The organism is Saccharopolyspora sp. NPDC049426, assembly GCF_040676935.1.
Lineage (GTDB): Bacteria > Actinomycetota > Actinomycetes > Mycobacteriales > Pseudonocardiaceae > Saccharopolyspora.
In genome coordinates, this window is the sequence record NZ_JBFAPZ010000008.1 from 1 (window position 1) to 13,800 (window position 13,800).

Genomic DNA, 13,800 nt, shown 5'->3' on the forward strand with positions numbered 1-13,800 from the left:
CCCATTCCGAACCCGGTAGCTAAGCTCCCCAGCGCTGATGGTACTGCACTCGCTAGGGTGTGGGAGAGTAAGACACCGCCGACACAATCCTTATGTGGGGTGGGCAGGAGAAGAAATTCTTCTGCCTACCCCATTTTTCATGCCCGAAAAACCTCGTGGGGAAATCCAGTTCCGGGCTAATCGACCGACGAACACCGGTTTTGGCGGGAGTCGTTGTTGAGGAAGTGGACCCGGCGCCCGTAACCTCGGTGCCATGAGCGGTGTTCGGATCTTGGTCGTGCAACCGTCGCCTGTTGACCCTCTGGGGCGTCTCGGTGATTGGTTGAGGAATGCCGGAGCCGAACTGGACGTCGTGCAGCCGGCGGAACGGGATCTGCCGAGCCTCGATGATTACGACGCGCTCGTCGTTCTCGGCGGCGAGATGGGCGCCTACGACGACATCGACCACCCGTGGTTGTCGGACGTCCGCCTGATGCTCAGCGGTGCTGTGGCCAAGCGGCTGCCGGTGCTCGCGATCTGCCTCGGAGCGCAGCTGCTGGCGGCGGCGACCGGTGGTCAGGTGCGGCCGATCCGGAAGGGACCGGAGGTCGGCACCCTGCTGGTGGCCAAGCGCGATGTCGCCGCGGAGGATCCGCTGCTCGGTCCGCTTCCGCTGACGCCGGACGTCGTGCAGTTCCACAACGACGAGTTCAGCCTCCCGCCGTCCGCGCAGCTGCTGGCTTCATCTCCGAAGTGCGACAACCAGGCGTTCCGCCTCGGCGAGTGCGCCTACGGCCTGCAGTTCCACATCGAGACCACGCCGGAAGTCGTCCTGGAATGGGCTCGGAATTCGCCGGAGATGGCGGAGACCGCGCGCCCCGGCGACCTCGATCCCGAACACCTCGTTGAGTTCCACGCCGATCTCGCCGAGACCTGGCAGCCGGTCGCCGAGCGATTCGTTCGCATCGTCGGCACGCCACCGGAAGAGCGCAAGGCGAGCAGGTTCCTCCCTCTCGCGTGACCTCGTGCAGGCGGGTCCACAGAGGGGCCCGCTGCCGACTACGGTTCGGATATGGCCAACAGCAGCTCGTCCAGGTCTGGTTCGGTCCCGTCGACGGCCCGGTACGGGTTCAGCGACGCCGAACGAGCCGCGGACCAGTTGAGGCGTGCCGGGTGGTGGTCGGAACGCGGTCCTGGTGAGGCCGAACCGATTCTGGCCGCGTTGTCGCGCACTCCTGATCCGGATCTGGCGCTGCACTCGCTGGAGAGGATGCGGGAAGCGTCTCCGGACGAGTGGGACGCGCTGGCCACGGCCTTGGCGCAGGACGTGGGGCTTCGGGGGCGGTTGTTCGGCGTGCTGGGCGAGTCCACCGCCTTCGCCGATCACCTCGCCGCTCACCCGGGTGACTGGGCTCGGCTGGCCTCGGATGCGACTCCGCCGGAAACGGTCGACGAGTGGACCGCCGCGCTGCTGACCGCTGTGGGGGCCGAAGGGGATGGGGAACCGGGAACCGAGGGCGGACCCGTCGCCAAGCTTCAAGGCCAGGAGGCGGTCCGCGAGCTCCGCGCGACCTACCGGGCGCTGCTGCTGGACGTCGCGGCTCGCGACCTGGGCAACATCGCCGAGCCCGGTCTCTCGCCGCTGTCCTACGACGAGGTCGCGGACATGCTCTCGGACCTGGCGGTCTCGGCGCTCAAGGCGGCGCTCGCGGTGGCGGTCGCCGAGGCCGGCATCGACGAGGTCCCGCGGCTGTCGGTCATCGCGATGGGCAAGTGCGGCGGCCGCGAGCTGAACTACGTCAGCGACGTCGACGTCGTGTTCGTCGCCGACAGCGAAGCGGATGTCGCGGTCGGAACCCGCTTGGCGAGCCTGATGATGCGCATCGTGGGCCCGGCGTTCTTCGAGATCGACGCGAACCTCCGCCCGGAGGGCAAGGCGGGTGCGTTGGTCCGCACCCTCGACGGGCATCTCAGCTACTACCGGCGCTGGGCCAGGACCTGGGAGTTCCAGGCACTGCTGAAGGCGCGTCCGGTCGCCGGTGACGCGGAGCTGGGGCTGCGGTACCTCGAGGCGGTGCGACCGATGGTGTGGACGGCCGCCGAGCGCGATGACTTCGTGCCCGATGTGCGCTCGATGCGCAGGCGGGTCGAGGACCACGTTCCGCTGGACCTGGCCGAGCGGGAGTTGAAGCTGGGGCGCGGCGGTCTGCGCGACGTGGAGTTCGCGGTGCAGCTGCTGCAGATGGTGCACGGCCGCAGCGACGAATCGTTGCGGTCTTCGTCCACTTTGGAGGCGCTGCGAGCCCTGGGTGACGGCGGTTACGTGGGCAGGGCCGACGCCGCTGACCTGATCGACTCCTACCGGTTCCTGCGGACCGTGGAGCACCGGTTGCAGCTGCGCCAGCTGCGGCGCACCCACTTGTTCCCGGAGTTCGACGACGCCGATGCGCTGGCCGTGCTGGGGCGAGCGGTCGGGTTCCGGTCGAGCGGCCGCAACACGGCCGCGCAGGCGCTGGTGGCCGAGTTCCGCAGGCATGCCAAGCGGGTCCGGCGACTGCACGAGAAGCTGTTCTACCGCCCGCTGCTGGAGGCGGTGGCGAAGGTGCCGACCGAGGCGATGCGGTTGACGACCTCGGCCGCGGCCGAACGGCTCGCCGCGCTGGGCTACACCTCGCCGCAGGGGGCGTTGCGGCACATCGGCGCGTTGACCTCGGGTGTGTCGCGCCGGGCGAGCATCCAGGGCGCACTGCTGCCGGTGCTGCTGGACCTGCTGGGCAACACGCCGGATCCCGATGGTGGTCTGCTCTCCTATCGCAAGGTTTCCGAGGCGCTCGCCGAAACCCCCTGGTACCTGAGGCTGTTGCGGGACGAGGGAGTGGTGGCCGAGCGGCTCGCTCAGCTGCTGGGCACGTCGAAGCTGGTGCCGGAGCTGTTGATCCGCGCTCCGGAGGTGCTGCGGCTGCTGGCCGACACGCCGGCGCTGGCGGAGCGCGGCTCGCACGAGGCGGCGATCTCCCTGCGCAGCACGGTCGGTCGCTACGCGGATCCGCAGCGGGCGGCGGCCGCTGCGCGTTCGCTGCGCAGGCACGAGCTGCTGCGCATAGCTTGCGCGGACCTGCTGGGGCTGGTGGAGCTCGACACGGTGTGCCGGGGGTTGTCGAACATCTGGGTCGCGGTGCTGGAGTCGGCGCTGGACGTGTCGGTCCGGGACACCGCGTCGAAGTGGGACGGCGAGGTCCCGGCGAGGATCGCGGTGATCGGGATGGGCAGGCTCGGCGGCGCGGAGCTCGGTTACGGCTCGGACGCCGACGTCCTGTTCGTGTGCGAGGCGATCGGTCAGGCCGATGAGGCGACGGCGTTGAAGTTCGCGAGCACCGTGGTGGAGCGGGTGCGCACGTTGCTGGGCGCACCGAGCCAGGACCCGCCGCTGGAGGTCGACATCGACCTGAGGCCGGAGGGCAAGCAGGGGCCTCTGGTGCGCACGCTGGAGTCCTACATCTCCTACTACCAGCGGTGGGGCGAGGCCTGGGAGTTCCAGGCGCTGCTGCGGGCCCGCGCGGTGGCCGGTGACCCGGACCTGGGGGAGCGGTTCTGCCGCGCCATCGATCCGATCCGCTACCCCGAGGGCGGTCTCGACGAGACCAAGGTGCGCGAGATCCGGCGGATCAAGGCTCGCGTGGACGCCGAACGCCTCCCGCGCGGTGCGGACCCGGCGACGCACACCAAGCTCGGCCGGGGAGGGCTGGCCGACGTCGAGTGGACGGTGCAGCTGTTGCAGCTCCAGCACGCCCACGAGACACCGCAGCTGCGCACGACCTCGACGCTGGACGGCCTGCGCGCGGCGGCAGAGGCCGGACTGCTCACCGAGTCCGACGCGCAGGAGCTCATCGACGCGTGGATGCTGGCGACCCGCTTCCGCAACGCGGTCATGCTGGTTCGCGGGAAGCCGGGCGATCAACTGCCCAAGCACGTGCAGGAACGGGTCGCGGTGGCGGCCGCCCTGGGCTATTCGGCCGAGGTCGACACCGGTGAGGTCGTCGACGACTACCTCCGGGTCACCCGTCACGCCAGGGCGATCGTGGAGCGGATCTTCTACGAGGCATGACCACGATCAGGCGGACCAGCGGTCTCGGCGCTGGTGCCGAGACTGTTCCTGCAGCACTTCGCGAGCACCTGCTTCGTCGCCCAGGACGACGAGCGGACGGTGGGGTTCCTGATCGGATTCCTCTCCGCTGATCAGCCGCAGGTCGGCTACCTGCGCTTCGTCGGTGTCGATCCGGCGCAGCGCAGGAACGGGCTCGCCCGCCGGTTTTGCGGCGAATTCTTCGACGCCATTTCGTTCGCCGGACGAACAGAGGTCCACGCGATCACCTCAGCCGAGAACACGGGGTCGATCGAATTCCAACGGCGCATGGGCTTCCGCGTCCTGGACGGTGACGGCGAAATCGATGGCATCTCCGTGCTCTGCAATTACGACGGTCGTGGTGGCGCTCGCGTCCGTTTCGCCCTTGAACTGGGTTAGACCAGGCGAACGCCGGAACCCGCCGGTCGGCGGTCGCTTCGGGGGTGAATGGATCCCTAATCTGATCAATGCACCGCGGTCTGGGATAAGGGGACTGGAAAATGTCCGAGGACTTCGAGCTGCTCGTCGACCGACAGGCCTTATGTGGAAGCGCTCCGCTGTGGATGTCCGCCCAGAATTGCGTGTATTGGGTGGATCTGCTGCGCAGAGAATTGCACGCCTACTACCGCGATACCGGCGTCGACGAGGTCCGAGTGCTGCCGGGCAAGGTCACCGCGCTGGGGGCCACGCGGCAGGGGCAGCTCATCGCCGCGGCCAACGGCGGGTTCTCCCGGGTTCATCTCGGCCGTTCCGGGTTGGAGCCGGTGGTGCAGGTGCGCAACGGGGATCGGATGAGCACCGGTGGTTGCGATCCGGCGGGCCGGTTCGTGGCCTGCACGCTGACCCACGCGGCGGACCTGCGGGCCAGCGGTTGCTACGTCCTGGAGAGCAACCGGGCGCGGCTGCTGATCGACGGGCTGACCGGGCCGGGCGGTGTGGCGTGGAGCCCGGACGGCACCCGGATGTACGTGGTGGACGTGCGCACCATCTGGATCTACGACTACGACCCGCATCGCGCCCGCGCGTACGCCGGCCGCAAGTGGGTGGTGTGCGCGGAGTCCGACGGCAGTCCGGAGGGGCTGGCGGTCGATTCGGAGGGCTGCGTGTGGGTGGCGATGCACTGGACGGGCCGGATCCATCGCTACGCGCCTTCCGGTGACCTGGAGACGATCTTGTGGGCGCCGACGAGGCGCGTCAGCGGCCTGGCCTTCGGCGGTTCCCGCCTGGAGGAGCTCTACGTGACCTCGGCCTGCTTCGGTTACGACGAACCGGCCTTCAACGCGGACCCCTACGCGGGCTCCCTCCTGCGCTTCCGCCCCGGCGCGACGGGCGCCCCGCTGCCTCCCTGGCAGGGGATCTGATCGAGCGGCATGAATCAGCCCCTGACCGGCAGATCTGAGGTCGATGAAGTAGCGCCGCAGGTCCGGTGGCCATCATTGATGTTGATCAGTGAGTGTTAATAGCACTTCGGATCGCTGCTGTGACGGCTGCGAAGGAGATGCGCTCCTGTTCCAAGCGCACCGCTTTGCCCAGGCTGTTCTCGACGAGGTCGGCATAGACCTCGGCCTCGGCCGGGGTCAGGTGGTCGAGGGCTTCCTGGGTCGGGCTGGGTTCGTGGACCCAGTGTGCTCGGTGGGAGAGGAGGGTGTCGCGATTCATCAGCACCGAGCGGGTGTGGGCGAACGAGCTCCGCACGCGGTTGAGGATTGCGTAACCGTGCGTGTCTACGTCGCCCCAATAGACGAGGGCGCGATCGGAGAGCCAGTGCAATCGACGAAGGGCGGACGAGGAGTAGCCGCCGCCGAAGATCGCGATCGCATCCTCGGTGGGTGGTAAAGCGAGGTAGCTGACCTCGTTCTCGACGATGAACACGGTCCGCGCCGCGGGTGGGTTCTCGGCCAGTTCGTCGAGCCGGACACTCATCTCGCTGAATCCCCTGACCGGGCCGAGGTGGCGGAAGCGGACGTAGGTCGGCTTGTCCCGGAAGCGGTAGCGGCGAGCGAAGTCCGAGACCGGATGCTCCTGGCTGATCCGGTCTCTGGGGAGCAGCCGGTCCAGCAGCTCGGCAAGGATCTTGCGGTTGCCCTCGACGAACTTGGTGTCCACGCCGGGGACATCGACCTCCCGCAGGTACATGGGCCGCCGCGCGTGCTCGTCGATCCACAGCGCGGTGTCGACCAGTCGGCGCCAGGCCTCGGCGTGCCGCAGCACGTCCATCGGCCGCTCCCGCATCCACTCCGCTAGTTCCGGTGCGCGGGATGCGGTATCTGCCAGCAGCGCGGTGTACCGATCGGTCTCCGCGCGCACGTCGAGAATCGACCGCAGCTGGTCGAAGGTATCGACACAGGCTCTGGCTGGAATCTCGTTGGCGCCGACCAGCTTGCCGCCGATCTCCTTCTTCTCGATCCGAAACCGGCGGTCGCGGATCCACTGCTCCGACCACGTCCTCGTCTCGTCGAAGCGTTCGGAAACGTCGCGGGCGGTCGGCGTGCGCAACCCGATTCTTAGCGTGTCCCAGGTTCCAGTGCTGAGGATCCCGAGGAATTCGCCGCGATCCCAGCGTTTGCGCAGCTTGTTCACGACGTCGTTCGGGGTGGTCCAGGACATCTCAGCTCGCCGCCGGGATGGCGTGGGTGAGTCGGCGTTGACGGTATTCCTCGATGGTCAGCGTCTGCAGGCGGGAGCTGGCGCCATCCTGGTTGTCGACGAAACCGACCGCCGCCACGTACGGCTCGATGACGTGGATCTTCTGCAGCGGGGTGACGATCAGCAACTGGAGCCCGAGCCTGCCGAAGAGGTCGAGCGCGAACCGAGTGGACTCGTCAGAACCCCGACCGAACGCCTCGTCGATCACCACGAAGCGGAAGGTCTTGTGCTTCTGTCCGTTCCAGTCCAGCTTGAACTGGTAGGCGAGGGACGCTGCCAGGATGGTGTAGGCGAGCTTCTCCTTCTGACCGCCAGACTTCCCACCCGAGTCGGTGTAGTTCTCGTGCTCGGTGTCGTCGTCCCGCCACCTTTCGGAGGCGGCGAAGGTGAACCAGTTGCGCACGTCGGTGACGCGTCTCGTCCAGTTCCGGTCGGCGTCGGTGTGTCCGTCCCGTCCGCGGAAGCGTTCGATGATGGCCTTGACCTGAAGAAACTTCTTCTCCGAGTACTGCTCGGAATCCTCACCGAGCACACCCGTGGTGCATTCGCGCAGATCGCGGCGGAAGTCGCGGATCTCCGTGTTGATCGTGTTGTGCGGTTCCAGGCGGATGAACCGGCCGGGGTTGTAGTCGATGTCGACCAGTGAACGGTTGATCGTCTCCACCCGCTGCTTGATCAGGTCGGCCTGCTTGTTCAGCTGCGAGTGGAAGCCCGCGATGTCGCGGATCGTGTTGGTGTTGAGGTAGGTCTTGAAGTCGCTCTCGAATCGGGGGAGGTCGTCGCCTGCGATGCGGTTACGCAGGGCACGGTACTCGCCGGCGGACCGGGTGGAGGTGTCGAACTCGCTGGTCTCCAGCGGATAGGCGTTGCGGAACGACTCCATCCGTGAGGTGACCTGGTTGCTGATCGTCCGTTGCGCGCCGGACAGCGTGTCGATCTCCTTGGCGAGCTTGTCCGCCAGGCCGTCACGGATCTTGTCGCACTCTTCGGGCGTGGCAGGTGGTTTCGAGCCGATACGCTCGGCGATCCCCGCGAAGGCTTCGTGGTCCCGCTGGTAGTCGGGCTCGGCCAGCACGGCGTGTGCCGTGGCGAGTTGCTTCTCGGCGTCGTCTCGCTGACCTTCCAACCGGCCCTGTGCCGAGATCGCCGCCGATCTGACTTCCTCCACCTCGGCGATCTGGTCGTTCGTCGTCTCCAGCACTGCGGTGAGCCGTTGAAGTTCGTCGGACTGGGTCTCCAGCTGCCGACGCTCTTCGGTGAGCTCGGTGATGTGCCCGGCGGTTGACCTCCAGTCCAGCTCGCTGAAGTGTGAGAACTCGGCGAGCTTGCTCAAGGCGCTGCGCAGGTACTGACGGCTCGCGAACTCCTTGTTGAGGTCTTCGTCGCGCTCGCGTAACCCCATCTGCTCGCGCTGCAGTCCGGTGGCTTCGCCGAGCAGCGCTTGGATCTTGGCTTCGTTGTCCCAGCCGAGCACGTAGTTGGCGCGATCCTCGATGCGGTGCCGGTCGTCCTTCTCGTGCCTACCGCGCGCGCCCTTGATCTGGCCGGCGCGGGTGATGGCTTTGGGGGCTCGCCGGAATTCGGTCATGTCCTCGACGCATTCGAGGTCGGCGCGGTGGGCCAGTTCTTTGTCCAGCCAGTCGGCGAACGGCGAGTCCTTGATCTCCAGCTTCGCGTACAACGAGCGCTGAGCTGCTGCCGGTGGACCCGACTGGATCCTGGCGGGAACCCGGTAGTAGACCAGGCGCGTTCCGAGGTGCTCGTGGTCGATCCAGCTCGACACGGCGGCGTAGTGTTCGTCGGCGACCAGCAGCGACAGGCCGAAACCGCGCAGCAGTCGTTCTGCGGCGCCTTCCCATTCCGGGCAGTCGTCGCGAACCCGGATGAGCTCGCCGGCGAACGGAAGTTCGTCGCTGCCAACCCCGAGCTGCTCGCACAACTCGTCCCGGACGCGCAGGCTGCGGGAGGGGATGTTGTTGCGGCGCTCCTGCAGGCTGCGCAGCTCTTCCTGGAGTTCGGTGACCTGCCGGTTCACATCCCGAAGCTCGACCGAGGTTTCGGTGATCCGGTTCTGCAGATCTGCGGTGCTGGCGTCGAGCTCGTCTGCGGCATCGCCGACCTGCTGCTTCCGGGCCGCGAACTGCTCGGCGGTGTCGACGCTGGGCAGTCCAGCGCCAGAGAGGAGTTCGCGGTAGCGGTCGAACCGGCGACGTTGGTCATCGCGTTTGGCCTCAAGCTCGCGGATCTCGTTCTCGATCGTGGAGATCCGGTTTCCGCCGGAACCGGCGCGCTGCAGCTCCAGGGACGTCTTGCTGTCCCGCAGCCGTGAAAGCTGCTGTTCCTGGTGCTCCAGCCGTAGCTGCTCTGATTGCACCGAGAGGGTGAGCTCGCCGATGCGCTTCTCAAGCAGGGTTGCCTTGAGGCTGGCGAAGTAGTACTTCAGGCCGTCGCGCTGTGTCCGACCGGCGACGATGCGTCGTTCTTGATCGTCGTAGCGGTCGCAGAGCTCCAGCAGCGGGTCCAGCTGCGCGAGCTGGTCGCGGGCCCTGGTGACGGCGTCGTGCGCCTTGGTCAGGTCCTCGAAGTGGTCGACCAGGCGCTTCGTCCACTCCTCGGCGTCGAATGGTTCGAGCATGTGCGAGCGGACGAAGTCGTTGAGGTTGCCCACCGACTTCATCGAGACGGTCTGGTGGAACAGTTCCATCGCCTGCTCGGAGTCGATGCCGAGCTTGCGGCGGAAGTCCTTGCCGTATCCGGGGAAGCTGTCGTGGATCCGGACGTCCTGCTTGCGCAGTCGCGCCTTGAGCTTGGTCATGTCGTTGCCGAAGTCGGTGAAGTCCCCGACGATGCCGAGCTCCATCTCGGCGGTGGCGAAGAACCTGTCAGGTTGCGTCTGGCTCCCGTCGCGGAACCAGAAGACCTGGGCCAGCGTCACAGCGGCGTTCTGCTGCGGACTGGTGAACGTCGCCAGCAGGACCGAGTAGGAGTGGCGATCGCGCAGGCCGATCGGTCGTGAGGTGCCGGTCTGCTCGTTGCGCTCGGACTTGTAGTAGCCCATGACGTAGGAGCGGAGGTTGCGTTCCTTGGTCTCCGCCCCGGCGGCCTTGTTGTAGGCGACGCGGTGAGCGGGCATGAGCAACGTCGTCACCGCGTCGACCAACGTCGATTTGCCCGAGCCGATGTCACCGGTGAGCAGGGCGTTGCGGTTGTCCGGTCGGAACGCCCACACCCTCTGGTCGAAGGTTCCCCAGTTGAGGACCTCCAGTTTGTGAAGCCGAAATCCGGGAAGCTCGTGGTCGGTCAACGTTCCTCGCTTTCGGGCGCCGACAGCTGGGCGGCGTAGGCGGCCAGGCGCTCGTCGAACTCGTGTAACCACTGCCCGTCGACGAAGGCCTTGAGGATCCGACGCACCTCGAAGGTGTTGTCCTGACCGGTGACCCGACGCACGAAGCCGAGCTCGATGACCTTGTTCAGCTGCGTGTCGATCGTGTCGACCAGTCGTGCCTCGTTGCTGCTCTCCGGTAGGAACACCCGGATCATCTCCACGACCTGCTCGCGGGTCAGGATCACGCGGGTGTCGGCACCGGAGGTGTCCGCCTCGGCGAGCTTCTTGCGCAACAGCGCCAGCAGCAAGCTGACGTGGAACGACAGCGCGCGGCGGGGGACCAGGCGCGGCACCTGCCGGTCCGCGTCCTCGTCGTCGGGTTTGGAGCGGAGGAAGGCGTAACCCTCGGACTCATCGATGACGACCGTCAGCCCCATGACGCCCACGTGGTCGCGGACCTGCGACTGAAGCTGCAGCAGGTGCCGCCAGACCTTCTCCTGCGCGTCGGCGTAGACGACACCCTTCATCAGGTGCGTGACCACGAGCGGAAGATCCAGTTCGTCACGGCGCGGAGTCGACATCATCGGCATGCTAGCTGTCCTCCACGACGGTCCGGTTTCGCGTGAAAGTCACCTGCGGAATGGCGGCTCGGCGCGGTGCGCCGGTTTCGTCGGTCCAGTGCACTTCCTCCCGAACGGCCTCGTCGAAGACCACCTCGAAGGTCGGGTCCGACAGGGAGAAGTAGCCGACCAGCTCGGCCAGTCCCTGTTCCAGAGGCCGGTGTCGCAGCAGCTCACCGAGGCCTACCTGGTCGCGACCGCGCAACCGCGCCCTCACGGCGTCGCCGAGCACTTCGCGGTCGACGTGGACCTGCTCGAACAGAACCGAGGCATCGGAATCGGCGTCGCCTTCGGTGATGTCAGTGCTGGTCAATGCCGCTTTTTCCCGTGGTGCGTACAACGGGCGCTCCATCGGAAGGGCGACGGTCGGGGCGGTGCCGTCGAGCTCGGTGGTCACCGCCGGTCCCCGTTGCTCCCGCAGTTTCAAAGCCGCGGCCTCGATGCTCCGCAGCACGTCCATCACGCGGCGGTTCTCCAGCCACGTCTGGTCGTCGAGGAATCGCCGCAGCTGTTCAGACAGCAGGCGAACCGTGGACTGGGTCCGTTCGGCGGCGTCGAGCCAGTCGTGGTGGATGTAGCGCATCCGCGCGTCGGAGTCCTCGACCGCCTCCAGCTCGGCGACCTTCTCCAGCAGCTCGTTCAGCTCCTCTTGCCGTTCGTGCGAGAGGAGGAGGTCGTAGAAAGCCTGGAAACTGCGGCCTTGGTCGGACTCGGCGATCGAGGACCGGCTCCCCACCACCTCGTCGAGGAGTTCGCCCTTGCCGCCTTCCCAGCCGGCGATCTGCTCGCGCAGTCCTCGGTCCAAGTCGCGGAAGTTTGCTTCGACCTCGCGGAAGTCGGCCAACAGCTCTCGGGCGGTGGCAGAGAACTGTTGGTAGCGGTCACGCTGCGCCGAGTCGTCGAGCACGGCGAAGTCGCCGCGCTCCACCTGCTGGATTTCCTCGTCCAGGGCGGCGCGCCTGCGGTGCAGGTCTTCCAACCGGGCGTGCGGATCCGTCTCCGCCCCGAAGACCATCTGTCGGAGCAGATCGAAGACGGTGTTGAGACGCGACTCGGTTCCTACGAAGGGACGATGTCGCAGGGACTCGGCCCATGACAGCGCTTTCTCCGCCGCGGGGGTGGCGTCGAAGTGGACTTCGTCGGAGTCCGGTGGGTAAAACTTTCGCAGCCAGCCGCGTTCCGGTGCCGACCAGTCGTCGAGGTATTGCTTGGCGCTTTTCGGGAAGGCTTGTTCACCGAGGCGCTCATTGAGCGCGTAGAGCTCGTCGTCGAGTCGGCCGATGAGCTCCGCGGCGGAGATCGAGCGCACATTGTCCTCGACGAACACCCGGCCCATGAAGCTCAGCATCAGCGCGGCGTTGTCCGCGCGCAGCAACCGCCAAGCGGGATCGTTGCGCCGCAGCGACTCCAACTGCTCGAAGTCCATCTCTACTCGGGCCCCCTGCCGAACGGCGTTCTCCTACGGTCCCACAAGCCGAGAGATGTCCTCCTCCACCCCTGGACATGAAGCGGCCCCGCCGGTCGTGGACCGGCGGGGCCGCTTTCAGCTGGTCATCGACTCACACGTCGAAGTACAGCGAGAACTCGTGCGGGTGCGGGCGGAGGCGGATCGGGTCGATCTCCTCTTCGCGCTTCAACCGGATCCAGGTCTCGATCAGGTCCGGGGTGAAGACGCCACCCTCGAGCAGGAAGTCGTGGTCGGCTTCCAGGTTGTCGATCGCCTCGGCCAGCGAGCTCGGGACGGTCGGCACGTTCTTGGCCTCTTCCGGCGGGAGCTCGTAGAGGTCCTTGTCGATCGGCTCGGCCGGCTCGATCTTGTTCTTGATGCCGTCCAGGCCGGCCATCATCATCGCGGCGAACGCCAGGTACGGGTTGCCGGACGGGTCGGGGCAGCGGAACTCGACGCGCTTGGCCTTCGGGTTCGAGCCGGTGATCGGGATGCGCATGCAGGCGGAGCGGTTCCGCTGCGAGTACACCAGGTTCACCGGGGCCTCGAAGCCCGGGACCAGACGGTGGTAGGAGTTCACCGACGGGTTGGTGAAGGCCAGCAGCTTCGGGGCGTGGTGCAGGATGCCGCCGATGTAGTAGCGCGCGGTGTCCGACAGACCGGCGTAACCGGCCTCGTCGTAGAACAGCGGGCTGCCGTCCTTCCACAGCGACTGGTGGGTGTGCATGCCCGAACCGTTGTCCTCGAACAGCGGCTTCGGCATGAACGTCACGGTCTTGCCGTTGGCCCAGGCGGTGTTCTTGATGACGTACTTGAACAGCTGCAAGTCGTCCGCCGCGTGCAGCAGCGTGTTGAACTTGTAGTTGATCTCGGCCTGGCCGCCCGTGCCGACCTCGTGGTGCGCGCGCTCGATGGTGAAGCCCGAATCCTGCAGCTCGGACACCATCTTGTCGCGCAGGTCCGCGAAGTGGTCGTACGGCGAGACGGGGAAGTAGCCGCCCTTCATCCGGGTCTTGTAACCCCGGTTGCCGCCCTCCTCGTCGCGGCCGGTGTTCCACCAGCCCTCGATGGAGTCGACCTCGGCGAAGGTCTTGTTGGGGGCCTCACCGAACTTCACCGAGTCGAAGATGTAGAACTCGGCCTCGGCACCGAAGAACGCGGTGTCCGCAACGCCCGACTCGGCCAGGTACTGCTCGGCCTTGCGCGCGATGTTGCGCGGGTCGCGGCTGTAGGGCTCCAGCGTGAACGGGTCGTGCACGAAGAAGTTCAGGATCAGCGTCTTGGCTTCGCGGAACGGGTCCAGCCGCGCGGTGTACGGGTCCGGCAGCAGCAGCATGTCGGACTCGTGGATCGACTGGAAACCGCGCACCGACGAGCCGTCGAAGGCGAGACCGTTGGTGAACGCGTCCTCGTCGAACGCACTGGCGGGCACAGTGAAGTGCTGCATGATGCCCGGCAGGTCGCAGAACCGGACATCGACGAACTTCACGTCCTCATCGGCGATGAAGCGGAGGACCTCGTCTGGATTCTTGAACAAGCTCGGTGGCTCCTTCACGCAGTCGTACAGCTCACCGGTGCCACGTCGATTGGTCGCCGCCGGCTCGTCCATGACGGTATGTCACCGGTGTTGCCCCGGCGTCTCCTGAATGTTTCGTGGGCG

The 13,800-nt window shown here is 66.8% G+C and carries 9 protein-coding genes; 4 read left to right on the plus strand and 5 right to left on the minus strand.

What is annotated here, in order from left to right; genetic code table 11:
* Nucleotides 1-253 precede the first annotated feature (253 nt).
* The 4 genes from AB0J78_RS18430 to AB0J78_RS18445 all read left to right on the plus strand — a co-directional run bounded on the left by AB0J78_RS18430 (nt 254) and on the right by AB0J78_RS18445 (nt 5,463).
* Nucleotides 254-1,000 (plus strand): type 1 glutamine amidotransferase, encoded by a 747-nt coding sequence (locus AB0J78_RS18430; RefSeq protein ID WP_363790481.1) that lies wholly within the window; start codon nt 254-256, stop codon nt 998-1,000.
* 51 nt (nt 1,001-1,051) lie between these two features.
* Nucleotides 1,052-4,084: a bifunctional [glutamine synthetase] adenylyltransferase/[glutamine synthetase]-adenylyl-L-tyrosine phosphorylase gene (locus AB0J78_RS18435; RefSeq protein WP_363790483.1), complete on the plus strand. Its 3,033-nt coding sequence runs from the start codon at nt 1,052-1,054 to the stop codon at nt 4,082-4,084.
* Between the two features lie 33 nt (nt 4,085-4,117).
* Nucleotides 4,118-4,501, plus strand: a complete 384-nt coding sequence (locus tag AB0J78_RS18440) for a GNAT family N-acetyltransferase (RefSeq protein WP_363790485.1) — start codon at nt 4,118-4,120, stop codon at nt 4,499-4,501.
* Nucleotides 4,502-4,602: 101 nt separating this feature from the next.
* Complete coding sequence (locus AB0J78_RS18445; RefSeq protein WP_363790487.1) at nt 4,603-5,463, plus strand: SMP-30/gluconolactonase/LRE family protein; 861 nt, start codon at nt 4,603-4,605, stop codon at nt 5,461-5,463.
* An 85-nt stretch (nt 5,464-5,548) separates the two neighbouring features.
* Here the strand turns inward: AB0J78_RS18445 and AB0J78_RS18450 are convergent, their stop codons facing one another.
* From AB0J78_RS18450 to glnA, 5 genes are all read right to left on the minus strand, one after another.
* On the minus strand, nt 5,549-6,709 hold the full coding sequence (locus tag AB0J78_RS18450; RefSeq protein ID WP_363790489.1) for a Wadjet anti-phage system protein JetD domain-containing protein: 1,161 nt from the start codon (nt 6,707-6,709) through the stop codon (nt 5,549-5,551).
* A gap of 1 nt (nt 6,710) precedes the next feature.
* On the minus strand, nt 6,711-10,052 hold the full coding sequence (locus tag AB0J78_RS18455; protein WP_363790491.1) for an SbcC/MukB-like Walker B domain-containing protein: 3,342 nt from the start codon (nt 10,050-10,052) through the stop codon (nt 6,711-6,713).
* The gene (locus AB0J78_RS18460) at nt 10,049-10,654 is read right to left on the minus strand and encodes a DUF4194 domain-containing protein (protein ID WP_363790493.1); all 606 of its coding nucleotides are present in this window, start codon (nt 10,652-10,654) and stop codon (nt 10,049-10,051) included. Before AB0J78_RS18460 ends, AB0J78_RS18455 begins: the two co-directional genes overlap by 4 nt.
* 10 nt (nt 10,655-10,664) lie before the next feature.
* Nucleotides 10,665-12,119 carry a DUF3375 domain-containing protein gene (locus tag AB0J78_RS18465; RefSeq protein ID WP_363790495.1) on the minus strand — a complete coding sequence of 485 codons (1,455 nt, stop codon included), beginning with the start codon at nt 12,117-12,119 and terminating at the stop codon, nt 10,665-10,667.
* A 133-nt stretch (nt 12,120-12,252) separates the two neighbouring features.
* Nucleotides 12,253-13,677, minus strand: coding sequence for a type I glutamate--ammonia ligase (gene glnA, locus AB0J78_RS18470; RefSeq protein WP_363790497.1), 1,425 nt, complete (start codon nt 13,675-13,677; stop codon nt 12,253-12,255).
* Nucleotides 13,678-13,800: the final 123 nt, after the last annotated feature.

Coding starts and splice junctions, on each gene's coding strand:
- AB0J78_RS18445 (WP_363790487.1), top strand. CDS start 4,603: ATGTCCGAGGACTTCGAGCTGCTCGTCGACCGACAGGCCTTATGTGGA.
- AB0J78_RS18435 (WP_363790483.1), top strand. CDS start 1,052: ATGGCCAACAGCAGCTCGTCCAGGTCTGGTTCGGTCCCGTCGACGGCC.
- AB0J78_RS18430 (WP_363790481.1), top strand. CDS start 254: ATGAGCGGTGTTCGGATCTTGGTCGTGCAACCGTCGCCTGTTGACCCT.
- AB0J78_RS18465 (WP_363790495.1), bottom strand. CDS start 12,119: ATGGACTTCGAGCAGTTGGAGTCGCTGCGGCGCAACGATCCCGCTTGG.
- AB0J78_RS18450 (WP_363790489.1), bottom strand. CDS start 6,709: ATGTCCTGGACCACCCCGAACGACGTCGTGAACAAGCTGCGCAAACGC.
- AB0J78_RS18460 (WP_363790493.1), bottom strand. CDS start 10,654: ATGTCGACTCCGCGCCGTGACGAACTGGATCTTCCGCTCGTGGTCACG.